This window comes from Streptomyces sp. 135, assembly GCF_020026305.1.
Taxonomy (GTDB): domain Bacteria; phylum Actinomycetota; class Actinomycetes; order Streptomycetales; family Streptomycetaceae; genus Streptomyces.
The window spans coordinates 2,401,083-2,425,004 of the sequence record NZ_CP075691.1 but is presented as its reverse complement, the minus strand read 5'-3'; the positions used below and the strand labels follow the sequence as shown (position 1 = coordinate 2,425,004).

General features: G+C 72.1%; 20 protein-coding genes. 10 read left to right on the top strand and 10 right to left on the bottom strand.

Going from position 1 to position 23,922, the window contains the following annotated elements; translation table 11 throughout:
- Positions 1–51 precede the first annotated feature (51 nt).
- The 3 genes from KKZ08_RS10950 to KKZ08_RS10940 form a co-directional block, all read right to left on the bottom strand.
- Positions 52–1,812 (bottom strand): NAD+ synthase, encoded by a 1,761-nt coding sequence (locus KKZ08_RS10950; RefSeq protein WP_223774276.1) that lies wholly within the window; start codon positions 1,810–1,812, stop codon positions 52–54.
- A gap of 135 nt (positions 1,813–1,947) precedes the next feature.
- A complete protein-coding gene (locus tag KKZ08_RS10945; RefSeq protein WP_223774275.1) occupies positions 1,948–3,717 on the bottom strand; it encodes a multicopper oxidase family protein in 1,770 nt (589 codons plus the stop codon).
- A gap of 135 nt (positions 3,718–3,852) precedes the next feature.
- Entirely contained in the window at positions 3,853–4,323 is a 471-nt protein-coding gene (locus KKZ08_RS10940) for a hypothetical protein (RefSeq protein ID WP_223774274.1), read from the bottom strand.
- Between the two features lie 70 nt (positions 4,324–4,393).
- On the opposite strand from KKZ08_RS10940, the gene KKZ08_RS10935 reads away from it, so the two are divergent.
- The 3 genes from KKZ08_RS10935 to KKZ08_RS10925 are packed head-to-tail and all read left to right on the top strand — an operon-like array spanning position 4,394 to position 7,438.
- Complete coding sequence (locus KKZ08_RS10935) at positions 4,394–5,860, top strand: APC family permease (RefSeq protein WP_223774273.1); 1,467 nt, start codon at positions 4,394–4,396, stop codon at positions 5,858–5,860.
- Between the two features lie 43 nt (positions 5,861–5,903).
- The gene (locus tag KKZ08_RS10930; RefSeq protein WP_223774272.1) at positions 5,904–6,644 is read left to right on the top strand and encodes a DUF998 domain-containing protein; all 741 of its coding nucleotides are present in this window, start codon (positions 5,904–5,906) and stop codon (positions 6,642–6,644) included.
- Positions 6,641–7,438, top strand: a complete 798-nt coding sequence (locus tag KKZ08_RS10925; RefSeq protein WP_223774271.1) for an alpha/beta hydrolase — start codon at positions 6,641–6,643, stop codon at positions 7,436–7,438. The genes KKZ08_RS10930 and KKZ08_RS10925 overlap by 4 nt, the downstream gene beginning before the upstream one ends.
- A 56-nt stretch (positions 7,439–7,494) precedes the next feature.
- Here KKZ08_RS10925 and KKZ08_RS10920 read toward each other — a convergent pair whose 3' ends face one another.
- The 4 genes from KKZ08_RS10920 to KKZ08_RS10905 all read right to left on the bottom strand — a co-directional run bounded on the left by KKZ08_RS10920 (position 7,495) and on the right by KKZ08_RS10905 (position 12,127).
- Positions 7,495–8,553: a LacI family DNA-binding transcriptional regulator gene (locus tag KKZ08_RS10920; protein WP_223774270.1), complete on the bottom strand. Its 1,059-nt coding sequence runs from the start codon at positions 8,551–8,553 to the stop codon at positions 7,495–7,497.
- Between the two features lie 116 nt (positions 8,554–8,669).
- Positions 8,670–10,322, bottom strand: a complete 1,653-nt coding sequence (locus KKZ08_RS10915) for an extracellular solute-binding protein (protein WP_346657869.1) — start codon at positions 10,320–10,322, stop codon at positions 8,670–8,672.
- Between the two features lie 33 nt (positions 10,323–10,355).
- Positions 10,356–11,219 (bottom strand): carbohydrate ABC transporter permease, encoded by an 864-nt coding sequence (locus KKZ08_RS10910; protein WP_223778996.1) that lies wholly within the window; start codon positions 11,217–11,219, stop codon positions 10,356–10,358.
- A gap of 53 nt (positions 11,220–11,272) precedes the next feature.
- A complete protein-coding gene (locus KKZ08_RS10905; RefSeq protein WP_223778995.1) occupies positions 11,273–12,127 on the bottom strand; it encodes an ABC transporter permease subunit in 855 nt (284 codons plus the stop codon).
- 299 nt (positions 12,128–12,426) lie between these two features.
- On the opposite strand from KKZ08_RS10905, the gene KKZ08_RS10900 reads away from it, so the two are divergent.
- From KKZ08_RS10900 to KKZ08_RS10885, 4 genes are all read left to right on the top strand, one after another.
- Positions 12,427–13,458, top strand: coding sequence for a hydroxyacid dehydrogenase (locus tag KKZ08_RS10900; RefSeq protein ID WP_223774269.1), 1,032 nt, complete (start codon positions 12,427–12,429; stop codon positions 13,456–13,458).
- 653 nt (positions 13,459–14,111) lie between these two features.
- The gene (locus KKZ08_RS10895; protein WP_030786766.1) at positions 14,112–15,473 is read left to right on the top strand and encodes a glutamine synthetase family protein; all 1,362 of its coding nucleotides are present in this window, start codon (positions 14,112–14,114) and stop codon (positions 15,471–15,473) included.
- Between the two features lie 344 nt (positions 15,474–15,817).
- Complete coding sequence (locus KKZ08_RS10890; protein ID WP_223774268.1) at positions 15,818–16,033, top strand: hypothetical protein; 216 nt, start codon at positions 15,818–15,820, stop codon at positions 16,031–16,033.
- 12 nt (positions 16,034–16,045) lie between these two features.
- Complete coding sequence (locus tag KKZ08_RS10885; RefSeq protein WP_223774267.1) at positions 16,046–16,792, top strand: helix-turn-helix transcriptional regulator; 747 nt, start codon at positions 16,046–16,048, stop codon at positions 16,790–16,792.
- A 27-nt stretch (positions 16,793–16,819) separates the two neighbouring features.
- On the opposite strand, the gene KKZ08_RS10880 is transcribed toward KKZ08_RS10885, so the two are convergent.
- Together KKZ08_RS10880 and KKZ08_RS10875 are read right to left on the bottom strand one after the other, a co-directional pair.
- Positions 16,820–17,251 carry a VOC family protein gene (locus KKZ08_RS10880; RefSeq protein WP_223774266.1) on the bottom strand — a complete coding sequence of 144 codons (432 nt, stop codon included), beginning with the start codon at positions 17,249–17,251 and terminating at the stop codon, positions 16,820–16,822.
- Between the two features lie 54 nt (positions 17,252–17,305).
- On the bottom strand, positions 17,306–17,818 hold the full coding sequence (locus KKZ08_RS10875; RefSeq protein ID WP_223774265.1) for a pyridoxamine 5'-phosphate oxidase family protein: 513 nt from the start codon (positions 17,816–17,818) through the stop codon (positions 17,306–17,308).
- Between the two features lie 120 nt (positions 17,819–17,938).
- Between KKZ08_RS10875 and KKZ08_RS10870 the strand changes: the two genes are divergently transcribed.
- Together KKZ08_RS10870 and KKZ08_RS10865 are read left to right on the top strand one after the other, a co-directional pair.
- Positions 17,939–20,959, top strand: a complete 3,021-nt coding sequence (locus KKZ08_RS10870; protein ID WP_223774264.1) for a bifunctional [glutamine synthetase] adenylyltransferase/[glutamine synthetase]-adenylyl-L-tyrosine phosphorylase — start codon at positions 17,939–17,941, stop codon at positions 20,957–20,959.
- Between the two features lie 53 nt (positions 20,960–21,012).
- Complete coding sequence (locus tag KKZ08_RS10865) at positions 21,013–21,531, top strand: hypothetical protein (protein WP_223774263.1); 519 nt, start codon at positions 21,013–21,015, stop codon at positions 21,529–21,531.
- 94 nt (positions 21,532–21,625) lie between these two features.
- Here the strand turns inward: KKZ08_RS10865 and KKZ08_RS10860 are convergent, their stop codons facing one another.
- A complete protein-coding gene (locus KKZ08_RS10860) occupies positions 21,626–22,258 on the bottom strand; it encodes a TetR/AcrR family transcriptional regulator C-terminal domain-containing protein (RefSeq protein WP_223774262.1) in 633 nt (210 codons plus the stop codon).
- 163 nt (positions 22,259–22,421) lie between these two features.
- Here KKZ08_RS10860 and KKZ08_RS10855 point away from each other — a divergent pair, with 163 nt between their 5' ends.
- Positions 22,422–23,915: an APC family permease gene (locus tag KKZ08_RS10855; RefSeq protein WP_223774261.1), complete on the top strand. Its 1,494-nt coding sequence runs from the start codon at positions 22,422–22,424 to the stop codon at positions 23,913–23,915.
- The last annotated feature ends 7 nt before the right edge of the window (positions 23,916–23,922 follow it).

Genomic DNA, 23,922 nt, shown 5'->3' with positions numbered 1-23,922 from the left:
CCGGAGGCCGGTGGCGCGCCGTCGTCGGTGCCTTCCCCGGGGCCGCCGGCCTCAGCCGGCGGCGGTCTCGCGCCAGCGGTTGGTGATGGGGAGGCGGCGGTCCTTGCCGAAGCCCTTCGCGGAGATCTTCGCGCCCGGCGGGTACTGGCGGCGCTTGTACTCCGCCGTGTCCACCATCCGCAGCGTCTTCGTGACCAGCTCCCGGTCGAAGCCCGCCGCCACGATCGCGTCGGCGCCCTGGTCCCGGTCGACGTAGAGCTCAAGAATGGCGTCGAGGACCGGATAGTCCGGCAGTGAGTCCGTGTCGACCTGGTCGGGGCGCAGCTCCGCGCTCGGCGGCTTGCTGATGGAGTTCTCCGGGATGGGCGGCGTCTGCCCGCGCTCCTGCGCGGCGCGGTTGCGCCACTCCGCGAGCCGGAAGATCGACGTCTTGTAGACGTCCTTGATGGGGCCGTAGGCGCCCACGGAGTCGCCGTAGAGCGTGGAGTAGCCCACCGCCAGCTCGGACTTGTTGCCGGGCGCGAGCACGATGTGGCCCTCCTGGTTGGAGATCGCCATCAGCATCGTGCCGCGCAGGCGCGACTGGAGGTTCTCCTCGGCGAGCCCGGTCAGCCCGAGTGAGCCCATGTACGCGTCGAACATCGGGGCGATCGGCACCGTACGGAAGTTGAGCCCCGTGCGGCGCGCCAGCTCCTCCGCGTCGCCGATGGAGTGCTCGGACGAGTAACGGGACGGCATGGCCACCCCGTACACGTTCCGCGCGCCCAGCGCGTCGCACGCGATAGCGGCGGTGAGCGCCGAGTCGATGCCACCGGACAGCCCGATCAGGACGCTGCTGAAGCCGTTCTTCGCGGCGTACGCCCGCAGGCCCACGACCAGCGCCGAATACACCTCCTCGTCGTCGTCCAGCCGCTCGGCGTACCCGCCGGTGAGCTCCGCCTCGTACGCGGGCAGGGGCTCCTCGGAGACCGTGACGTGCTCGATGCGCAGCCCGTCGTCGACGACGCCGGACGGCGGCACCGGGGCGGCGGCGGGCAGCTCCAGGTCCAGGACCACGCAGCCCTCGGCGAACTGCGGGGCGCGCGCGACGACTTCGCCGTCCTTGTCGACGACGATCGAGTCGCCGTCGAAGACCAGCTCGTCCTGCCCGCCGATCATCGCGAGGTACGCGGTGGTGCAGCCGGCCTCCTGCGCCCGCTTGCGCACGAGCTCCAGCCGCTGGTCGTCCTTGTTCTGCTCGTACGGCGAGGCGTTGATGGAGAGCAGCAGGCCGGCCCCCGCGCTGCGGGTGGCGGGCACGCGGCCGCCGTCCTGCCAGAGGTCCTCGCAGATGGCGAGGGCGACGTCGACGCCGTGCACCCGCAGGACCGGCAGGGTCTCGCCCGGCACGAAGTAACGGAACTCGTCGAACACGCCGTAGTTGGGCAGGTGGTGCTTGGAGAACGTCAGCACGACCTCGCCCCGGTGCAGCACGGCGCCGGCGTTGCGCGGCGCGCCCGCGGGCTGGCCGTAGCGGGGCTTGGCCTCCTCGGTGCGGTCGAGATAGCCGACGACGACGGGCAACTCCCCGAAGCCCTCGTCCCGCAGCCGGGCGGCGAGCGCGTGCAGCGCGTCCCGCGAGGCCTGGACGAAGGACGACCGCAGGGCGAGGTCCTCCACGGGATACCCGGTCAGCGCCATCTCGGGAAACGCGACGAGATGCGCCCCCTGCTCGGCGGAGTGCCGGGTCCAGTGGACGATCGCCTCGGCGTTCCCGGCGAGATCGCCGACGGTGGAGTCGATCTGGTTCAGGGCGAGACGTAGTTGAGGCACGCGCCCAGTGTAATCGTCAGAGCGACGCGATGCCTGCGGGGCCTGGGGCCGCCCCACCCGGACAGCGGTGGTCCGGGTGGGGTGCCCCTTGTCTCTGGGCCCGTCCTGCCTCTGGGGCTATGGCCAGGGGCGCCGTCAGGCGCGGTAACCGAGCACCGTCATCATCCCCGCCTCCGAGTGGTACACGTTGTGGCAGTGGACCATCCACAGGCCCGGGTTGTCCGCCTCGAAGTCCACCGTCAGCGTGCCGTTCGGCAGGATGATCGCGGTGTCCTTGCGGGGGCCGTTCGCCGCGTTCGTCAGGGCGAAGGTGTGGCCGTGGAGGTGTACCGGGTGCCACATCGAGGTGGAGTTGGCGAAGATCAGGCGGACCCGCTCGCCCGCGCGCAGCGGATGGCGCCGGTCGGGGGAGTAGGGCTTCTTGTCGAAGGCCCAGTCGTACTTCGCCATGCCACCCGTCAGGCGGAGCCTGACCGTGCGATCCGGCTTGCGGGACGGCAGGGCGACGGACTCGGCCGCCCGCAGTTCGTCCGCGGTCAGGAGGCGGCCCGTCAGCTCCTTGGGGCGGGCCGACGCGGACGGCGCGGTCCCGCCGCCCGTGCGCAGCACCGCCAGCGCCGCCGCCTTCTTGCCCTCGGCCACCGCGGTCAGCGGGAAGGCGCCGTCCTTGGCGGTGACCAGGACGTCGTACCGCTCGCCCATGCCGAGCAGCAGCGCGTCCGTCTTCGCGTGCTCCACGGGAAAGCCGTCCGTGTGCGTCACCGTCATCTCGTGGCCGCCGAGCGCCACGCGGAAGGCCGTGTCACCACCGGCGTTGATGATCCGCAGGCGGATGCGGTCGCCGGGGCGGGCGCGGAACTGCGAGGGCGCCTTCGCCGTACGCCCGTTGATCAGGTAGTGCGGGTACGCGACGTCGCCCGCGTCGCCCCCGAGGAGGTCGCTCTTGGCGCCCATCATCATCCGCGAGGGCCCGGAGGTCCGCTCCGGCTTCGGCTTCGGGGAGGGCTCGGTCCGCGCCGCCGCGTGTGACATGCCGTGGCCGCCGTGGTCCATGCCGCCCTCGTCGGCGCCGCCGTCCCCGCTTCCGCCCATGTCGTGGCCGGCCATGCCCTTGCTCAGCTCCGCGAGCACGCTGTCCGGGGTCGAGCCGTCCACTCCGTCGACCCAGTCGTCGAGGACGACCACCCACTCCTTGTCGTACTTGAGCGGCTCCTTCGGGTCCTCGACGATCAAAGGCGCGTACAGCCCGCGGTCCTGCTGGGTGCCGGAGTGCGGATGGAACCAGTACGTCCCCGGGTCCGGCACCGTGAAGCGGTAGGCGAAGTCCGCCCCGGGCTTGATGTCCCGCTGGGTGAGGCCGGGGACGCCGTCCATGTCGTTGCGCAGGGCGATGCCGTGCCAGTGCAGGGACGTGGCCTCGGGGAGGTGGTTGGCGAGGGTGAGCGCGAGGGTGTCGCCCGCCGTGACGCGGACCTCCTTGCCGGGCAGCCCGTCCCCATATGCCCAGGTGCGGACCTCGCGGCCGCCGAGGTCGAGCCGGGTCTCCATGGCCATCAGCTTCACTTCGCGGACCCGGCCGCCCCGGTCCCGCTTCTTCTCGGCGGCGGCGACCTCGGCGCCCGCCGGGTCCACATAGCCCCCGGAGCCGGACCCGCCGCTCCCACCGTGGCCTCCGCCATGGCGGCCGCCCGCGTCCGAGCCGGAACAGGCCGTGAGGATGCCCGCCCCGGCGACGATGGCCGCAGCCGTGGCCGTGGCGCCGAGCAGAATCCGGCGGGAGGGAGCGCGCCGCGGCTCCGCGTGCTGGTGGGGCAGGTGGTGCTCAGGCCGCTGGTGGCGCTCAGAGTGCTTGTCGTGCGTGGCGTGCATGTCGTGCGCGGGGTGCTTGTTGTGCTTGTCGTGCATCGTCGGTGACACCTCGTCATGGTGGCGCGTGCGAATGGGCGCATCCGCTGCTTCTGGTACACCGCTCGACACCCATGGGTTCCCACCGGAACCGCACGAGTTCTCCGGGCAGCGCGAAGCAGCCGGTGCGCCGGCCTAGATGCGCAGCACCGACAGACGGGAGAGCAGGACACGCGGCGGCGGCGCCTCGGGCCGCGGGGCACTCGGGCGCCCGACCGCGGGGGCACGGGCGAGCGTCCCGCCCGGCCGCGACAGCCCCGCCCGCACCAGCAGTACGAGCGTGAAGGCCCCCAGCACCGCCAGGCAGACGGAGAGGGGATCCATCCCCATGCCCGCCGCCCCGTCCCGCGAGGGCGACTGCGGCTGCGACCGTGACTGCGGCTTCAGCTCCAAGGCCGAGACGGCCGCCGGATCCGGGGCGGACACGGCCGCATGGCCGACGCCGTGCCCCATGACCTCGGCCCCGTGACCGCCACCGCGGACAGCCGCGTGCGACGCATGCTCCCCCGAGGGATGCCCCAACGTATGCATGGTGACGATCCCGAGGAGCAACGCGACGAGCAGCAGCCACTGCCCGTACCCCGTGCGGTTCCTCGTCCTCGCCATGAGGCGCACCCTACCCCCGCCGGGTATCGGGCGACATGCGGGCTCCCGGCATTGCGTCGATCATGAACGCATGACGACTACGGACGAACCGGAGCAGACCGGAGCCGGCACCCTCCCGGAGCCGGACCCCGCGATCCCACGGCAGTTCATCTCCTGGGTGACGCTCGCCTTCATGACCACCGCGTCCGTGGCCAGCCTCCGCCCTTCCCCCTCGATGGCCATCTACGGACTCGCGGCGGTCTTCCTCTACCTGCTGCCCGCCGTGGTCTTCCTGCTCCCCACCGCCCTCGTCGGCGCCGAACTCGCCTCCGGGTGGCCGGGCGGCATCTACCGGTGGGTGAGCGAGGCGCTCGGCAAACCCCTGGGGTTCGTCGCCGTGTGGTGCCAGTTCGCCATGACCATCGCGTACTACCCGAGCCTGCTGGCCTACGTCGCCTCGACGTTCGCCTACGTCGTCCACCCCAGCCTCGCCGAGAACGGCCTCTACGTGGCGATCGTCATCGTCGTCATCTACTGGACGGGCGTGTGGATCACCTGCCGGGGCACCAGGACCGTCGCCGGGCTCTCCTCCCTCGGCCTGATCATCGGCACCCTCGTCCCCGGCGTCGTACTCGTCGCCCTCGGCATCGTCTTCCTGGGGCAGGGCAACCCCTCCGCCGCCCCGATGAGCGCCGACCACTGGCTGCCGCCCTGGACCGGCCTCGCCAGCCTGGTCCTCATCGTCAACAACTTCCTCTCCTACGCGGGCATGGAGATGAACGGCGTCCACGTGTCGTCGCTGCGCCACCCCCGGGCCGAGTACCCGCGGTCGATCTTCCTGGCCACCGGCCTCGTCCTGCTGATCTTCGTCCTCCCGGCCCTCGCCATCAGCTGGGTCATGCCGTCCGGGGACCTCAGCCTCACGGCCGGTCTGATGCAGGCCTTCCAGGCGTTCTTCGACCACTTCCACATCGGCTGGATGACGAAGGTCGTCGGCGTCATGCTCGTCATGGCGGCGCTCGGCGGCATGCTCACCTGGCTCGCGGGACCCGCCAAGGGGCTCGTCGCGCTGTCCCGGCAGGAGGGCTATCTGCCGCCCGTCCTGCAGAAGTTCAACAAGGCGGGCGTCCCGCGGAACATCATGGTCGCCCAGGGCGTCGTCACCACCCTGATCGGCGTCATGTACGCCTTCAGTGACGACGTGTCGAGCGCCTACTGGATGTTCTCGGTCATCACCGTGCAGATCTATCTCATCGCCTACCTGCTGATGTTCATGGCCGTCGTACGGCTCCGGAAGTCGCAGCCGCACGTGCCGCGCGGCTTCGTGGTCCCCGCCGTGACCCTCGTCGCGGGCGTCGGGTTCGTCGCGTCGGTCCTCGCGCTCGCCATCGGGTTCGTGCCGCCCGACCAGTTCGGCGAGGGGCCGCTGTGGCGCTACCTGCTGATCGTCGGCGGGGGCCTGCTCGCCCTCGGCGTGCTGGCGCCCGCGGCCTTCCTCAAGTTCCGCAAACCGGGGTGGATCCACCCGGACCACCGGCCCTCGCGACCGGCGGCCTAGCATGGGCCCTCCGAGCCTCCCCTCCGCGACGGCGGACGCCTCCATGCCCTCACAGCCGACACGGCGGCAGGCCGGCGGCCCACGGCGGCCCCGCCTCGCCCTCCCGGGCCTCCTCCTGCTCGGCGCGCTCCTGTACACCACCTGGGCGGTCGAGGCGTTCCTGCCGACCGGCCTGGCGCCCCTCCAGACGTACGTCAGTGAACTCGCCGCCGAGGACCAGCCCTACGGCACGTTCTTCCGCACCGCGGACCTGCTGGCGGGGCTCCTCGTCCTCGCGGCGGCGGTGGGCGCCCTGCTGTGGCTGCCGCGCCGGGGGTGGACCACGGCCGGCTGGGCCGGGCTCGCGCTGTACGGGGCGTCCACCGCGGCCGACTCCCGGCTGCCGCTGAGCTGCGCGTCGACCGCCGACGCCGCGTGCGCCGCGCGGGAGGCGGCGGGCACCGTCCCCTGGACGCACTCCGCGCACGCCTTCAGCAGCGCCCTCGCGATCGGCGGGGCGCTGCTCGGCATGGTGCTGCTCACGGTCGCGGCACGGCGCGGCGCGGGCACGTGGCCCGCGCTCGCCCGCACCGGGCCCGCCCTGGTCGTCCTCGAACTGGCCGCCACCGCGTGGACGCTGGTCTCCGTCGCCGCGTTGGAGGCGGGGCGCGGGACATGGGGGCTCGGGGTCGGGCAGCGGCTCCAGGTGCTGTTCATCGCGGTCTGGACCGTGGTCCTCGCCTGGTCCCTGGCCGCCGCCGCGTCCTCGGCTCCGTCCCCGTCCTCCACCGAGCGGCGCGGATGACCTTCGTACGCGTCGGCGGAGTGCCGCACCACGTAGAGGTGACCGGGAGCGGGCCGGTGTGCGTGCTGAGCGCCGGGCTCGGGCTCGGCTGGTTCGACTGGGACCCGGTGGTGCCGCTGCTCGCGCCGCACCGGACCGTCGTCCGCTTCGACCGCCCCGGGCTCGGACTGAGCGGGCACGCGCGCGTGGCGCCCACCTTGCGGGGCGAGGCGGAACGGATCCTGCGGGTGCTGGACGCGGTGGGCCTCGGCGGGGAGCGGGCCACGGTGGTGGGGCACTCGCTCGCCGGGTTCCACGCGGAGGCGTTCGCGCGGCTTCATCCGGAGCGCACGGCCGGGCTCGTCCTCGTCGACTCCAGCGTCGAGGAGCGGCCACGGGTGCGGGCACCTCGCGGGGCGCGGGTGGCGGGCACGCGCGCGTGCGGGGCGTTGCTGTGTGCGGTGGGGGTGCCGCGCGCCGTGGGGCCCACGCTGCGGAGGCTGACGGCGCCGACGCCGTGGGCGCGGGTGTACGGGACCGGGCGGGTGTGGCGGGCGGCGCTCATGGAGTACGTCACGTATGGCGACGCGGCGGTGGAACTGGCTCGGCTGCGGGTGGCCGCGCCGTTGCCCTTCGGGGTGCCGGTGACGGTGCTCGCGGCGTACGCGGGGGGTTCGGGGGAGTGGCTGGGACGTCAGCGGGGGCTGGCCTCACGTCTCGGCGGGACCTTCCGGGTGGCCGTGCCCGCGGGGCACCTGGTGATGCGGGACCGCCCTGCGGACGTGGCGGCGGCGGTCCTCGGGGCGCGCCCCTGAAAGGGGCGCGGGGAACTGCGCGCTCAGCCCCCACGGCCCGCAGCAGCACACACCACTCAGCCTCCCGCAACCCCCCGAACCGCCCGCACACTCTCCCGGATCACGATGTGCGTGCCCAGCAGATGGCGTTCCTGGCCCGTGCGCGGGGCGCCGGACAGGGCGCGGCGGACCGCGGTGCGGCCCATCTCCTCGGCCGGGATGTGGACGGTCGTCAGACCGGGGGTGATGTCCCCGGCCACGGGGTCGTCGTTGTAGCCGACCACCGACATGTCCTGCGGCACCCGCAGCCCGTACTCCCGCAACGCGATGATCGCCGCCGCCGCGGCCCGGTCGTCGCCCGCGAAGACCGCCGTGAAGTCCGGTTTCCCGTCCGCCCGCGCCAGCAGGTCCCGCATCGCCCGGTAGCCGAAGTTCTGCCCGAAGCCGACGCCGTGGATCAGCGCCTCGTCGCGCGGCACCCCGTGGTCGGCGAGCGCCCGGAGGTAACCGGCGAGGCGGTCCTCACCGGTGGTGTTCCCCGGCTGATAGCCGATCAGCGCGATCCGCCGGTGGCCGGCGCCCAGGAGGTGGCTGGTGACGGCGTGGGCGCCCGCTTCGTTGTCGTACTCGACGACCAGCGCGGGCACGTCGGGCGCCGGTGCGGGGCGGCCGCACAGGACGAGCCGGGAGCCCGCCGCCGCGAGGACCTCGGCGTAGCGCGCCATCCGCTGCCGGTACTCGTCGTCCTGCGTGACGCCGCCGACGAGCACCACGGCCTCGGCGGCCTGTTCCCGCATCATCTGGACGAGGGCCAGCTCGCGCGCCGGGTCGCTGCCCGTGGAGGAGACCAGCGTGAGGCGGCCGTGCTGGGCGGCCTCCATCTCCACACCCTGCGCGACCTGCGCGTAGAAGGCGCCCACCACGTCGAGCATGAGCACCGCGATCGTCTTGCGCCCGGCGCCCGCCAACGCGCGCGCGTGCGCGTTGGCGACGTAGTCCAGGTCCTTGACCGCCCGCAGCACCTTGGCGCGCGACGCCGTGGACGTCGGGTAGTTGCCCGCCAGGACCCGCGAGACGGTCGCTACCGAGACGCCCGCGCGCGCGGCCACATCGCGGATGGTGACCCGCTCTCCCATGTGTCTCCCTCACTCGGCAACCCCGGCGGTCCGAGGCGCGGTTGCCCCCGGCGGCCCCGCCCTGAACCCGTCGCCCCGGCCCCGTCGGACCCATCATCCCGCGCCCCGCCGCCGGCTCAGTGCGCGGCCTCGTACTCCTTCAGGAACTCCTCGGCGGAGCGCTCGCCGCCCTGGGACCGCCACTTCTTGTAGATGCCGTCCCAGTCGGAGAGTTTCTTGCGCCCGGCGACGACCGCCGTGACGCCGTCGGTGATGATCTGGTCCATCGTGGCGCTCTGCCGGTTGTACGTCTCCGACATCAGGCCCCAGTGGTCGTCGGGCACCAGCAGCGGGACGACCTTCTTCTGCCAGGCGTGCAGCCGCTTGGCGAGGTCGGGGAAGCCCGGGTAGTACAGCGGCTGGGGCGCGTCCATGAGGTACGGGAAGGGCAGGTTGGTCCGCGAGTCGACGAGGCCCAGCTCGGTGGCGACCGGGTCGCCCGCCTTGTCGTACCGGAAGTGGGTGCCCTCGACTCCGTAGTGCATCAGCTCGTACTCCTTGGTGCCGAACGGCGAGGCGAGCCAGTTCAGTACGCGCAGCATCAGCTTGACGCGCTCCTTGGAGGCCTTCTTGATGACGGTGTAGCCGAAACAGCCGCGGTTCTGCTGGTAGACGGGGGTGACCCCGTCCACCGCGTACGGCTCGGCGACGTCGAGCGTGAACTCCCCCTTGATGCCCTGGGCGTTGGAGACGACGGCGCCCCAGCCGTCCGTCATCGAGCGGACCGTGCCGTTGTGGAACTGCGTCTTCAGGTCGACCTGGGAGATCGAGGTGGCGTCGGCGTTGTACGAGCCGTCCTGGCGCAGCCCGGCCATGTACTCCAGGGCGGCCTTGAACGCGTCGGTGCCGTACATGTCGGTGACCTTGCCGTCCTTGATCCGCCACTGGTTGGGCGCGCCGTGCCACATCGCGTGGTAGAGGTACCCGAAGAAGCCCACCGTGGACGCGCCGAGAGCGAACCGCTTGTCCTGGGTCGCCTCCTTGGCCATCGCGCGGAAGTCGGGGGCGGACATGCCGGGCCGGTAACCGGCCTCGTCGAAGGCCTCGCGGTTGATGAACATGGCGCCGTGCACCTTGGCGCGCTCGACCGGCAGTCCGTAGATGCGCCCGGCGATGCGGCCCATGCCCTCCCAGGCGTACGTCGGGATGTTGGCGAGGTTGGGGTAGTCCTTGACGGCGTCGCCGGACAGGTGCTCGCTCAGGTCGGCGCAGCGGGCCTTCACGAACTGCGACTCCCTCGGCAGCACGTACCCGCCCCCGAAGTTGATCACGTCGGGGAGGTCGTCGCCCGACATCAGCGTGGACATCTTGGCGCGGAAGTCCGCGTCCGGCACGACGGTGAACTCGATCTCCACGCCCAGGGCCTCGTTCACCGCCTGCCAGTACTTATTGCGGCCGACGGGCTTCGGCGGGGTGCCGTAGGTGATGGTCATGACCCGGATCTTCTGCTTGCCGTCGCCCGGCTTCTCGCTCACCGCACGGACGAGCTTCTCGGGGTACTTCGTGTACCCGGCCTGGACGCCCTCCTTGGTCGGCACCAGGTCGGGGGCGGGGCCGTCGGCGGGCGCGTAGGCGGGCCAGGGCACCGCCTTCTTGCCCGCGTTGGAGACGGCGCCACCGCTGCCGGAGCCGGTCGAGCAGGCGGTGAGGACGGACGGGGCGGCCAGGGCGGCGCCGCCGACGGCTATGGAGCGCAGCAGGGTGCGCCGTGACATCGAGGATCCGGACACGTGGAGGCCCTTCTGGACGATGAGCGGGAATGCTCAGCTCTTGATGGCGCCGGTAAGTACGCCCTTGGTGAAGTACTTCTGGAGGAAGGGGTAGACGACCAGGATCGGCACCGTGGCGATCACCAGGACGGCCATCTGCGTCGTCTGCGGGGCGGAGACCAGGCCGGCCTCGCTCAGGCCCGTGTCGGCGATCTGCGAGCCGCCGATGACGTACGTACGGAGCACCTGGGAGAGCGGCCAGTGGTCCGACTCCAGGTAGATCGAGGCATGGAACCAGGCGTTCCAGTAGCTCACGGCGTAGAAGAGGGAGACCACGGCGAGGGCCGCCTTGGAGAGCGGGAGCACGATCCGCCACAGGATGTGCCAGTCACCCGCGCCGTCGAGCCTGGCCGCCTCGTACAGCTCCTCGGGGATGCCCTGGAAGAAGCCGCGCAGCACGATCAGATTGAAGACGTTGATGAGTACGGGGGCGATGAGCGCGGCATAGGTGTCCATCATCCCCATGCCTTTCACCAGCAGGAACGCGGGGATCATGCCGGGCGGGAAGAGGAAGGTGAAGAGGATGAGCAGCAGGACGGGCCTGCCGCCGAAGACACCGGGACGGGCGAGGGCGTAGGCGAGGAAGGTGGTGCAGGCGAGGGAGAACAGCGTGCCCACGACGGTGAGGCCCACGCTCACGCCCAGCGCTTTGGTGACGATGCCGCCGCTCAGGATGGTGCGGTAGGCGCGCAGTGTCGGGTCGCTCGGCCACAGCACCCAGCCGCCGTTGTCCACGACCTCGCGGTTGGAGGCCAGCGACGTCGAGACGATGACGAGGAAGGGGATCAGGACCAGCCCGAGCACGATCACGACCGCCACGGCCTTGGCGGCCTTGGTCGCGAACCGCGGCTTCTCCATCCAGGCGGGCCGCGTGCTCTGTCCGGCACTCACCCGGGTCTTCAGGATGCTGCTCACTTATAGACCCCCTGCTCGCCGAGCCGGTGGGCGACGCGGTTGGCGGCGAAGACGAGCGCCGCGCCGACGACGCCCTTGAACAGACCGGCGGCCGCCGCGTATCCGGTGTCGCCGCCGACGATGCCCTGCCAGAACACAAAGGTGTCGAGCACCTCACCGACCTCAGGGCCGACCGACTGCCGTTGCAGCAGCATCTGTTCGAAACCGACGGAGAGGATGTCGCCGAGCCGCATGATCAGCAGCAGGATGATGATGGGCCGGATGCCGGGCAGCGTGACGTGCCAGAAGCGGCGCCAGGGACCGGCCCCGTCGATCGCCGACGCCTCGTACAACTGCTCGTCGACCTGCATGAGCGCGGCAAGGAAGATGATGGTCCCCCATCCGGCGTCCTTCCAGATCACCTCGAACACGACGAGCGGCTTGTACGCGTCCGGGTTGCCGATGATGTCGACGGTGTGCAGCCCGGAGTCGCTCAGGAAGGTGTTCAACAGGCCGGTGTCGCTGAGCACTTGCTGGAAGAGGGCGACCACGACGACCCATGACAGGAAGTGCGGCAGATAGATCACGGACTGCGTGAAGCGGCGCAGCAGGTCCGAGGTCAGGCTGTGCAGGAGCAGGGCGAGAGCGAGCGGTGCCGGGAAGAAGAAGACGAGCTGGAGGACGGCGATGAACAGGGTGTTCCAGGTCGCGTGCCAGAAGTCCGGGTCGCCGAACATCCGCTCGAAATTCGCGGTGCCGACCCAGGGGCTGGCCCACAGGCCGTCGAAGGGGACGTACTCCTTGAAGGCCACCGCGTTGGCGATGAAGGCGCCGTAGTGGAAGACCAGGAAGTACACCAGTCCCGGCATCATGAGCAGGACCAGGAAGCGGGTGCGCTGAAACCGGTTCCGCAGTTCGCCGTGGACTGGTTTATGCGCGCTTGACCCGTCGTCACGCCTGCCGGGCGGCTGCACCGCCTCGGTTTCCGCCCCGTCCTTCGTCACCGTCGGCACGGCAACCCCTCCGTCGTCGGAATAAGGTGCCCGGAATCTAAAGCGGTTACTGTGCTCGGTCAACCCCCTTGGCCCCGCGTTCTCTTGACCTCCCTCTCGATTTGGTCCTAGCCTCCAGGCGCTGGTGAGTAACCGGTTACTACGAGGGACGGTCACGCGTGGCAGATCAGGCACAGCAGGCGGAGCGAGCCGGCGGGCCGCCGATCACGGCCCTGGCTATGGGCGCCGAGGTCGCGGCCCGGGCGTTCCCTCCGGACCTGCGTGAACGGCTGAGCGCCCATGTGGAGTTGGCGCCCGGAGTGCTGACCGGTCCGCTCACCGGACCTGCGGCGCGGGCGGTGCTCGCCGGGGCGGAGATCCTGGTCACGGGCTGGGAGTGCCCGCCGCTGACCCCCGAGGTCCTGGCGTACGCGCCGCGTCTGCGGGCGGTCGTGCACGCGGCGGGGTCGGTCAAGGCGCTGGTGACGGAGGCGGTGTGGGAGCGGGGCATCGTCGTCTCCTCGGCGGCGGACGCCAACGCGGATCCTGTGGTGGCCTTCACCCTGGCGGCGATCACGTTCGCGGCGAAGGGGGCGTTGCGGGCGGCCGCCGGGTACGTGGACGGGTGGCCGTCGTTCGCGGAGCGCGCCGGGGCCGACGGGTGCACCGTCGGTGTCATCGGGGCGTCGCGCATCGGGCGGCGCGTGATCGCCGCGCTGCGGGCCTGCGGCGCGGGGTATCGCGTGCTGCTCACGGACCCTTACGTGACGCCAGCCGAGGCGGCATCGCTCGGCGTGGAACTGGCCCCGCTCCCCGAACTGTGCGCCCGCAGCGGCGTCGTCACGGTGCACGCGCCGCAGCTCCCCGAGACGCGTGGCCTCTTGAGCGAGGCCATGCTGAAGCTGATCCCGGACGGCGGGTCCGTCATCAACACGGCCCGCGGCTCACTCGTCGACACGGAGGCGTTGGCGCGGGAGTGCGGGGCGGGGCGCCTCGACGCGTTCCTGGACGTCACGGATCCCGAGCCGCTGCCCGCGGGGCATGTCCTGCTGCGGCTCCCGAACGTCCTCGTCACGCCGCACATCGCGGGGGCGCAGGGGAGTGAGGTGCGGCGGCTCGGCGAGTACGCGGTCGCGGAGGTCGAACGGTACGTGGCCGGAGTGCCACTCCGCGGCCGCCTCCTCCGCAAGGACCTGCGGCGCGTGGCCTAGCGGGTGCGGTGGTCCGGCCATGCGTTGCCTGTGCACGCCCCTGGCCACACCGCAAGGACATCTCCCACCCAACCCCCCGTCACCCAGCGGCGCCGCAGCCCCGTAGGAGCCTCGGCGCGGTGGCTCCGGTCCGCAGCCGTGATCGAGACGCGAGGGGACGTGGCGGTGTGTCCGCCCGGAGCACAGTGGTGCAGCGCCGAGCTCCGAAGCGGCGAGGCGCCGGCGCCAAGATAGCGAGGACGGACATACCGCCGCGGCCCCGCCCCCCGACGAACCGAGGACGCGGCCGAGGGCCCCGCCGGACCGGGGTCGCGTACGGGCCCCGCCCCCGACGAACCGAGGACGCAGCCGGGGACCCCCGCCGGCCCGGGAGTCGCGTGCGGGCCGTGGCCCCACCCCCGACGAACAGGAAGCCGCGTACCCGCCTACGCCCGGTCACGGCTCGGCGCCGCGGCGGCCCATGGCGGCCCGCCGTTACAGAGCGGCCGATCAGCAGGCACTATGGGCACAGAGCGGCACGCGGCACGGCTCGGCGCCCGGCGGCACGGGTCCGCAACGCGTTCGAAACCGGGTAGTGGGATGCTCGTGTGCCCGAGGTGTCACATGACGCGGGAGCAGGCGGCCTGACCAGCAAGGATGGGTGGAATCGGAAGATGGACAAGCAGCAGGAATTCGTGCTCCGTACGCTGGAGGAGCGCGACATCCGGTTCGTACGCCTGTGGTTCACGGATGTCCTCGGCTTCCTGAAGTCGGTGGCCGTGGCCCCGGCCGAGCTGGAGCAGGCCTTCGACGAGGGCATCGGCTTCGACGGCTCGGCGATCGAAGGTTTCGCCAGGGTGTACGAGTCGGACATGATCGCCAAGCCGGACCCGTCGACGTTCCAGGTGCTGCCCTGGCGCGCGGAGGCCCCCGGCACCGCCCGCATGTTCTGCGACATCCTGATGCCGGACGGCTCCCCGTCCTTCGCCGACCCGCGCTACGTACTGAAGCGTGCCCTCGCCAAGACCTCCGACCTCGGCTTCACCTTCTACACCCACCCCGAGATCGAGTTCTTCCTGCTCAAGGACAAGCCGCTGGACGGGTCGCGGCCGACGCCCGCCGACAACTCCGGCTACTTCGACCACACCCCGCAGAACGTGGGCATGGACTTCCGCCGCCAGGCCATCACGATGCTCGAATCCATGGGCATCTCGGTCGAGTTCAGCCACCACGAGGGCGCCCCCGGCCAGCAGGAGATCGACCTGCGGTACGCGGACGCGCTCTCCACGGCCGACAACATCATGACGTTCCGCCTGGTCATGAAGCAGGTCGCGCTGGAGCAGGGCGTCCAGGCCACCTTCATGCCGAAGCCGTTCTCCGAGCACCCCGGCAGTGGCATGCACACGCACCTGTCCCTCTTCGAGGGCGACCGCAACGCGTTCTACGAGTCGGGCGCCGAGTACCAGCTCTCCAAGGTCGGCCGCTCCTTCATCGCGGGCCTGCTGCGGCACGCCGCGGAGATCTCGGCGGTCACCAACCAGTGGGTGAACTCCTACAAGCGCATCTGGGGCGGCTCCGAGCGCACGGCGGGCGCGGGCGGCGAGGCCCCCTCGTACATCTGCTGGGGCCACAACAACCGCTCCGCGCTGATCCGCGTGCCCATGTACAAGCCGGGCAAGACCGGCTCGGCGCGCGTCGAGGTCCGCTCGATCGACTCGGGCGCCAACCCCTACCTGACGTACGCGGTGCTGCTCGCCGCCGGGCTCAAGGGCATCGAGGAGGGCTACGAACTCCCGCCGGGCGCCGACGACGACGTGTGGGCGCTCTCGGACGCCGAGCGCCGCGCGATGGGGATCGAGCCGCTGCCGCAGAACCTGGGCGAGGCGATCGCGCTCATGGAGAAGTCGGAGCTGGTCGCCGAGACGCTCGGCGAGCATGTCTACGACTTCTTCCTGCGGAACAAGAAGCAGGAGTGGGAGGAGTACCGCAGCGAGGTCACGGCCTTCGAACTGCGGAAGAACCTGCCGGTTCTCTGAGGCCGGGGCCGTTTCCGGAAGGTTCCCGAGGTTCAGGTTCCCGGGCGAGGTACCAATTTTTCTGGTCACGGTGGGCACGGGATGCATCAACCGCCCTCGCCATGCGGCACGAACGTCCGGGAACTCTCCGTACGCGCAGGTGAACCGGTGCCGGTGAGGTGTGCCGATCGCGGCTGACCCCACCGGCAGCCGTACGAGTGGGGCGGGGGTGCATCAACCCCGCGAGGGCCTCGGGATCCGGTGCCACCATGTTGCCGACGGGCGCTCGCCGGCGCCCTGTCGGACAACCGTCCGTGGCTGAACCGGGCAGGAAACCCGGGGACTTCGAGATCCAGAGGTACCTCATGCACTCACACCGGCGTCCGCCGTGCGTCGCGCCCAAGCCCGCTGTCCGTCCGGACGGACAGCGGGCCGTCATCGTCATCGTGGTCCTGGTACTCGGCGCCGTGCTGGCGCTCACCGGAATGCCCGTCGTCGTGGTGGCCGAAGTCCTGGCGACCTGCGGTCTCATCGGTGCCCACCTGGCGCGACGCGCTCCGGTCGCGCCCGAAGGACTGTGACGGGGGCCGGCCGTGGCACGTCCGGAGCAGCCCATCTCCACCTCGGACCCGGGCCTGGAGGAGCTCGCCGAGTGGCTGCGCAGGCAGCGCCGGGCGGCAGCCCTGACCCATCGGGAAATGGCGCAGCGGTCCGGGTACGCCTTCTCCGCCACGACCTTCTCCCGTGCCGCCAGCGGGCGCCGGATTCCCCGGCTGCCGGTCGTGGAGGCGTACGCCCGGGTCTGCGGGGCCCCGGCCGGTGAGGCGCGGCGGCTGTGGCAGGCCGCTCGCTACGCCGAGTACCGGCGGAGGAATCCCGGGGCCGGTGTGCCAAGGCCGGACCAGGTCTACGGGCGGGACGAGCTGATCCATGCGCTGCGCGAGCTCTACCACAGGGCAGGGGCGATGCCCGTCGACGAGATGGAACGACGGGCCGGTCGCCACGGTGAGCTGCCGCACAGCACGGTGCTGCGGATGCTGGCGGGCAGGTCCATGCTCGACCTCGCGCAGCTCACGGCCTTTTTGCGGGTGTGCGGGGTGACCGACGGCGTGGAGGTGGAGCGGTGGCGCGGTGCCTGGCGCCGCGCCCGGCGACGTAAGGACATGGAACGCCAGGGGAACCGTCTGGCGCGCATGCACGAAGCGTCGGCGCGCAGCCGCCGCGGCGCCCGCGACAAGGACGCGGCCACCGCCGGGGGCGGCTCCGCGACCCACCCCCGGTTTCTCCCTCTCCCGCACGCCGCCCTCGCGGGGTCGTGGCGGCAGCGCACGGTCCCGTAGGGAGCGCGCACGCCGCCCCCGCACCCCTCAACCGGAGGTGATCGCCTCCCGCAGCGGTGTAGTCGCGCGGACCCGGTACTCCTGGATGGCCCAGCCATTGCCGTCCGGGTCCTTGAAGTACATGAACGTGCCGCCGTCCTGCGGCGCGTGCTGCACCGGCTCCGTGACGTCCAGGCCGCGCGCGGTCAGCTCCGCGTGCGCCGCCTTCGCGTCGGCCACGCACAGCTGCATGCCCTGGTAGGAGCCGGGCGCCGGTGCCGGGCCGTCCATCGACTCCCAGAGCGTGTCGGACAGGGCGATGGAGCAGCCCGAGCCCGGCGGGGTCAGCTGGACGATGCGCAGGCCCGGCGCGACCTCGGCGTCGATGTCGACGTGGAAACCCAGCTTGTCGCGGTAGAACTCCTTGGCCCGGTCGATGTCGCTGACCGGCAGCGGGATCACTTCGAGTGTGTATTCCATGGCCGCAGTACATCAGGGGCCCGGGCCCCTGTCAGCGCTCCGCCGCGATGTCCGTCAGGCGAAGCGCCACCGCGTCTGGCTGAACGGCTCGCCCTTGCCGAAGCCGAAGGCCGTGCGCGGCGCCACCGCGAAGACGTACGCGTGCCCGGAGCCGTGGTGGAAGCAGCCGTCGCGCACCTCGTAGTGCCAGAAGCTGCCGTACTTCCGCTCCCAGGCCGCTGCCAGCCGCCGCAGCGCGATCTCGTCGGTGACCCGGACGGCAGCGCCCTCCACGACCAGGTCGCAGCCACTGTTCCAGAGGTTGGTGCCGGTCGTCAGCACGGTCTGCGGATTGGCCGCGAGATTGCGGGCCTTGCGCTCCTCGGGGCCCGTCGCGAAGTGCAGGGCGTCGTCCAGCCACACCGCCGGCAGCGGTGTGACGTGGGGGCGCCCGTCGGGTCGTACCGTCGAGATCCAGAACAGCTCGGCCGCCGCCAGGCGGGTGACCGCCTCCGCCCACGGCATCGGCTCCGCGTCCGCGCTGCTGTACCTGACGTCCAGTTCCGTACGGGGTTCCATCTTCGGCATGTCCGTCCTTCCGGCGCTTCTTCGATCGTCCTCCGCGAGGGCGGGCCGCGCACGTGCGCCCAGCGCACCGGTCAGGCCGTAGGCTCACCCTGAGGAGTGATCGAACGGAGGCGCGAGACCATGACGCTGCCGCAAGGGCGCAGAAGCAGTACGTTCACGCGGCTGCTGCGGCACGGTTTCACGGATCCGTCCGCGGCGGAACGGCTCCTGGACGCCCCGGAGCTGAGCGCCGTCCGCTCCGACCCGCTGCTCCTGGACGCGCTCGGCGCCACCGCCGACCCCGACCTGGCGCTGCTCGGGCTCGTACGTCTCGTGGAGGCGCAGGAGGACGAGGCCGGCCGGCGGGAACTGCTCGACACCCTCGTCACCGCCAAGCCGCTGCGCGACCGCCTGCTCGGGGTGATGGGCGCCTCCGAGGCGCTCGCCGACCACCTCGCACGCCACCCCCGGGACTGGCGGGCCCTCGCCACGTACGAGTCGGCCGACCTGCACCCCGGCGTGGCCGACTTCGAGCGCGGGCTCGCCGACGCCACCGACCCGGTCTCGCTGCGGGTCGCCTACCGCCGCTGCCTGCTGGCCATCGCGGCCCGTGACGTGTGCGGCACCACCGACGTGGCCGAGGCCGCGGCCGAGCTCGCGGACCTCGCGACGGCGACGCTGCGCGCGGCGCTCGCCATGGCCTGCGCGGCGGCCCCCGGCGACGCGGCGCAGTGCAGGCTCGCGGTCATCGCGATGGGCAAGTGCGGCGGCCACGAACTGAACTACGTCTCCGACGTCGACGTCATCTTCGTCGCCGAACCCGTGCCGGGCACAGAGAGCGCGACGGACGGCGCCGGCTCCGACGAGGGCAAGGCGCTGCGGGCCGCGACGCGCCTCGCCTCGCACATGATGCGGATCTGCTCCGAGACGAACGTCGAGGGCACCATCTGGCCCGTCGACGCCAACCTCCGCCCCGAGGGCAGGAACGGCCCACTGGTGCGGACCCTCTCCAGCCACCTCGCCTACTACCAGCGCTGGGCGAAGACGTGGGAGTTCCAGGCGCTGCTCAAGGCCCGCCCCGTCGCGGGCGACCTGGCGCTCGGCGAGGAGTACGTCGCCACGCTCGCGCCGCTGGTCTGGCACGCCGCCGAGCGCGAGAACTTCGTGCCGGACGTGCAGAAGATGCGCCGCAGGGTCGTCGAGAACATCCCGGCGGGGGAGGTCGAGCGGGAGCTGAAGCTCGGCCCCGGCGGGCTGCGGGACGTCGAGTTCGCCGTCCAGATGCTCCAGCTGGTGCACGGCCGCAGCGACCCCTCGATCCGCAGCGGGTCGACGCTCGCCGCCCTGGACGCGCTCGGCGCGGGCGGCTACGTCGGGCGGGTGGACGCCGCCCAGCTCGACGACGCGTACCGCTTCCTGCGCTCCCTGGAGCACCGCATCCAGCTGTACAAGCTGCGCCGCACGCACCTGGTGCCCGAGGACGACGCGGACCTGCGGCGCATCGGCCGCTCCCTCGGGATGCGCACGGAGCCGATCACCGAGCTGCACCGCGCGTGGAAGCGGCACACCTCCGTCGTACGCCGGCTGCACGAGAAGCTGTTCTACCGCCCGCTGCTCGACGCCGTCGCCCAACTCGCACCCGGTGAGGCACGCTTGAGCACGGAGGCGGCCCGCGAGCGGCTCGTCGCGCTCGGCTACGCGGACCCGAGCGGCGCCCTGCGCCACCTGGAGGCGCTCGCCTCCGGCGTCTCCCGCAAGGCGGCCATCCAGCGCACGCTGCTGCCCGTCCTGCTCGGCTGGTTCGCGGACTCCGCGGACCCGGACGCGGGCCTGCTGAACTTCCGCCAGGTCTCCGACGCGCTCGGCAAGACCCCCTGGTACCTGCGGCTGCTGCGCGACGAGGGGGCCGCGGCGGAGAACCTCGCCCGCGTCCTGTCCGCCGGCCGCCTCGCCCCCGACCTGCTGCTGCGCGCCCCCGAGGCGGTCGCCCTCCTCGGCGACCAGCGGGGCCTGGTGCCGCGCGGCCGCGCCCACCTGGAGCAGGAGATCCTGGCGGCGGTGCGCCGCGCGGACGGCGCCGAGCAGGCCGTGACGGCGGCGCGCGGGGTGCGCCGCCGGGAGCTGTTCCGTACCGCCGCGGGGGACATCATCGGCTCGTACGGCACGGAGGACAGCCCCGCCGAGGCGGACCCGGGCGCGCTGGTGGACCGGGTGGGCGACGCGGTCTCGGACCTGACGGCCGCCACGATCGCCGGCACGCTGCGCGCGGTGGTCCGCGACGGCTGGGGCGACACACTGCCGACCCGCTTCGCGGTCATCGGCATGGGCCGCTTCGGCGGCCACGAATTGGGCTACGGCTCGGACGCGGACGTCCTGTTCGTGCACGAGCCGCGTGAGGGCGCCGACGAGCAGGAGGCGGCGAAGGCCGCGGCGAAGGTGGTCGCGGAGATGCGGCGCCTGCTCCAACTCCCGTCCGCCGACCCGCCCTTGCTCATCGACACCGACCTGCGCCCGGAGGGCAGGAGCGGCCCGCTGGTGCGCACGCTGGGTTCGTACGAGGCCTACTACCGCCGCTGGTCCCTGGGGTGGGAGTCGCAGGCGCTGCTGCGGGCCGAACCGGTCGCCGGTGACGAGGAGTTGGGCCGCGCCTTCATCGACCTGGTCGCTCCGCTGCGCTATCCCGCGCAGGGACTCGGCGAGGACGCGGTCCGCGAGATCCGCCGCCTGAAGGCCCGCATGGAGAGCGAGCGGATGCCGCGCGGCGCCGACCCCACCCTCCACGCCAAGCTGGGCCGCGGCGGCCTCTCCGACGTCGAATGGACCGTCCAGCTCCTCCAGTTGCGGCACGGCTGGACCGAGCCGGGCCTGCGCACGACCCGCACCCGCGAGGCCCTGGCCGCCGCCTGCGCCGCGGGCCTGATCCCGACCGAGGACGCGGCGACCCTGGACGAGGCCTGGGTGCTCGCGACACGCGTACGCAACGCGGTGATGCTGGTGCGCGGCCGGGCGGGCGACACGTTCCCCTCCGGGGGCCGTGAACTGGCGGCGGTGGGCCGCTACTTGGGCTACGACGCGGGCCACGTCGGCGACATGCTGGACGACTACCGGCGGATCACGAGGCGGGCGCGAGCGGTGGTGGAGGAGAGGTTCTACGGGGCTTAGCGGCGCTTCGTCGGCGGTACTTCGAAGGTCTCAGCCGCTTCGAGGCGGCGTTCGTGGTGGCCGTTGCGTGCCTCGCGGCCGTGGGGATCGGCCGAGCGTTCTGGCCGAGCCCCGAAGGCGGCGGCCCCGCTCCCCGCCCCGCGGCACCGGTCAAGGAGCTGCCGGTCGTGGTCGACTCGGCCGAACCGGAGCTCATTGGCACCGACTTGGGACGGTCGGCGATGGGCCTGCCGCCGCCGCCCGGTTCTGACGCCTCGCTCACCGAGAAGGTGTTGGTCGAGGATGTCACCGGCGGAGGAGCCTGGACCGTCCAGTTCATCGATTACCACGTCTTTCCTCCTGACTCGGGAGTACTGCCGGCCAAGGCGGTCCAGGGCCGGTTCTGGGATCAGTACCGCAAGGACGCGAAGGAACTGCGCTGCGACAAGATGCCGCCCCTCAAGAGGGTCGCGCTCGGCGCCGGCACCGGATACCGGTGCCAGTACCTGGACGTGGACGGTGACGCGCCGCGCTGGGTGAACGCGAAGGTCTTCCTCGAAGAGGTCGGTCCCGTCTCCCGGGAGATCGAGTGACGAGAGGCCGGTGCTGGGCAGGTCTGCTCGGCAGGGCTCGCTTTTCCTACCGGTGTCCGCGGTTCATCGGAGGCGTGGCAGAGGTCTGAGGCGGCTACTGGCCGCCGCCCGGCTCGTCGTACGCCGCCAGCATGGCCCCCGCCTGCGCCAGGAACCCCGCCAGCGCCAGCTCGAAGGCCCGGTCCGCGCGGCCCGGGGGGACCGCGTCCAGGGCCCGGGCCAGCGCGGGCGTCGCCGACGTGTCCGTCAGCTCCCACATCGCCTCGGGCGCCGCGAGGTCGAGCGCCGAGCCGAGCACCATGTTCTCCAGGGCGATGATCAGCGGCATGACGTCCGGCAGGGCGAAACCGGCGGCCAGGAGCAGCGTCACCGCCCGCTCGTACTGCTCCAGCACCCGCGGTGCCCGCACCGGTGACGTCATCAGGAGGGGGATCGTCCGGGGGTGGGCCGCGAAGGCCGCGCGGTAGGAGCGGGCCCAGGCGGCGAGGGAGGCGTCCCAGGGGCGGCCGGGGTCGAGCGTGGCGGAGTCGATCGCCTCGGCCACCCGTTCCCGCAGCAGCTCGACGATGCCGTCGCGGCCGTCCACATGGTGGTACACCGAGCCCGTCTGCACGCCCAGCCGCTTGGCGATCCGCGGCACGCTGAAGTCGCCGTCGCCGTCGACGAGTTCCAGCGCGGTCGTCGTGATGCGCTCCCGGTCCAGGAGTGGTGTGCGCGGCCGGCCCATGGTCCCGATCTCTCCGTCTCGCGGTGAAGTCTTCCCGAACTGCCCAGGGTGAGGCTACATTGCCGAAACCGAAAGCCTTTAGGTTTCTGGCTCCCGCCTCCTGCCCGGCGTCCGGCACCCCGCCGTGCGCCGCGTCCGCCCGCCGCAGAAGGGCTGCTTCGCCATGCCTGCCACCAGCACCGCGGAGAGATCCGCGCCCACGCTCCGCACCGGCTCCCTCGGCACCGCCGACATCACCTTCTTCGTCGTCTCCGCCGCGGCCCCGCTCACCGTGATGGCGGGCGTCGCCCCGGTCGCCCTCACGCTCGGCGGCATCGGCGCCCCCGTCGGCTACCTCCTCGCGGGCGTCACGCTGACCGTCTTCGCCGTCGGGCTCACCGCGATGAGCCGGCACGTCCGCGGTGACGGTGCCTTCTACGCGTACATCACCCGCGGCCTCGGCCGCCCCGCCGGGATCGCTGCCGCGCTCCTCGCCATGCTCGGCTACAACGGCATGGAGACAGGCGTCTACGGCCTGCTCGGCACCGCCACCCAGGACACGGCGCACGCCCTCTTCGGCGCCGACATCCCCTGGCTCCCCGTCTCCCTCGCGGGCCTGCTGCTCATTTGGTACGGCGGCTTCCGCTCCATCGACTTCGGCGCGAAACTCCTCGGCGTCCTGCTCGTCGCCGAGACCGGCATCCTCGTACTGCTCGCGGGCGGCGTGCTCGTGAAGGGCGGCGCCGACGGGCTCAGCCTCGCGGGCCTCGCGCCGGGCAACGTCCTCGTCCCCGGCACCGCGGCCGTCCTGGCCTGCGCCTCCGCCGCGTTCACCGGCTTCGAGTCCACCGTCATCTACCGCCGTGAGGCCCGCGACCCGGACCGGACCGTGCCGCGCGCCACCTACATCGCCGTCGCGTTCCTCGGCCTCTTCTACGCCTTCGTCGTCTGGACCGTCATCCAGGCCTTCGGCGACGAGCAGGTCGTGAAGGCCGCGAGCGACGACCCCGCCGGGCTCTTCTTCTCCGCCATCACCACCTACGTCGGCGCCTGGGCCGCCGACCTCATGCACGTCCTCATCGTCACCAGCGTCCTCGCCTCCCTGCTCGCCTTCCACAACGCCATCAACCGCTACAGCCTCGCCCTGGCCGAAGAGGGCGTCCTGCCCAAGGCCCTCGGCCGCGTCCACCCGCGCCACCGCTCGCCGTACGTCGCGGGCGCCGCCCAGACCGTGCTCGGCGCGGCCGTCGTCCTCGCCTTCGCCGCGGCCGGCGCCGACCCGTACCAACAGCTCCTGCTGTGGGTCAACACGCCGGGGATGATCGGCCTGTTGACGCTCCAGCTGCTCGCCGCCGTCGCCGGGCCCTGCTACTTCCGCCGGGTCAGCCACCAGGAGGGCGTCCTGCGCACCGTCGTCGCCCCGGTCGTGGCGACGGTCCTGCTAGGCGTGGCCCTCGTCCTCGTCGTCACGCACGTCGGCCTCTTCACCGGAGCCTCGCCCCTGGTGAACACCCTCCTCGTCTCCCTCGTCCCCGCCGTCCTCGTCCTCGGCCTCGCGCTCGCGTGGCGGCTGCGCCGCAGCCGCCCCGAGGTCTACGCGAACTTCGCCGCGGAACCGCCCCCGGAACCCTCGGAGCGGCCCGCCGCTTCCCTCACCACGACCAGCCCCACCGCCTAGGAGCAGC

What these genes read in the sequence shown, in the direction of transcription:
- KKZ08_RS10855 (WP_223774261.1), top strand. Translation starts at nt 22,422, where the DNA reads ATGCCTGCCACCAGCACCGCGGAGAGATCCGCGCCCACGCTCCGCACC.
- KKZ08_RS10875 (WP_223774265.1), bottom strand. Translation starts at nt 17,818, where the DNA reads ATGCCGAAGATGGAACCCCGTACGGAACTGGACGTCAGGTACAGCAGC.
- KKZ08_RS10890 (WP_223774268.1), top strand. Translation starts at nt 15,818, where the DNA reads ATGCACTCACACCGGCGTCCGCCGTGCGTCGCGCCCAAGCCCGCTGTC.
- KKZ08_RS10935 (WP_223774273.1), top strand. Translation starts at nt 4,394, where the DNA reads ATGACGACTACGGACGAACCGGAGCAGACCGGAGCCGGCACCCTCCCG.
- KKZ08_RS10870 (WP_223774264.1), top strand. Translation starts at nt 17,939, where the DNA reads ATGACGCTGCCGCAAGGGCGCAGAAGCAGTACGTTCACGCGGCTGCTG.
- KKZ08_RS10945 (WP_223774275.1), bottom strand. Translation starts at nt 3,717, where the DNA reads ATGCACGACAAGCACAACAAGCACCCCGCGCACGACATGCACGCCACG.
- KKZ08_RS10930 (WP_223774272.1), top strand. Translation starts at nt 5,904, where the DNA reads ATGCCCTCACAGCCGACACGGCGGCAGGCCGGCGGCCCACGGCGGCCC.
- KKZ08_RS10920 (WP_223774270.1), bottom strand. Translation starts at nt 8,553, where the DNA reads ATGGGAGAGCGGGTCACCATCCGCGATGTGGCCGCGCGCGCGGGCGTC.
- KKZ08_RS10925 (WP_223774271.1), top strand. Translation starts at nt 6,641, where the DNA reads ATGACCTTCGTACGCGTCGGCGGAGTGCCGCACCACGTAGAGGTGACC.
- KKZ08_RS10880 (WP_223774266.1), bottom strand. Translation starts at nt 17,251, where the DNA reads ATGGAATACACACTCGAAGTGATCCCGCTGCCGGTCAGCGACATCGAC.
- KKZ08_RS10895 (WP_030786766.1), top strand. Translation starts at nt 14,112, where the DNA reads ATGGACAAGCAGCAGGAATTCGTGCTCCGTACGCTGGAGGAGCGCGAC.
- KKZ08_RS10905 (WP_223778995.1), bottom strand. Translation starts at nt 12,127, where the DNA reads ATGATGCCGGGACTGGTGTACTTCCTGGTCTTCCACTACGGCGCCTTC.
- KKZ08_RS10910 (WP_223778996.1), bottom strand. Translation starts at nt 11,219, where the DNA reads ATGGAGAAGCCGCGGTTCGCGACCAAGGCCGCCAAGGCCGTGGCGGTC.
- KKZ08_RS10940 (WP_223774274.1), bottom strand. Translation starts at nt 4,323, where the DNA reads ATGGCGAGGACGAGGAACCGCACGGGGTACGGGCAGTGGCTGCTGCTC.
- KKZ08_RS10860 (WP_223774262.1), bottom strand. Translation starts at nt 22,258, where the DNA reads ATGGGCCGGCCGCGCACACCACTCCTGGACCGGGAGCGCATCACGACG.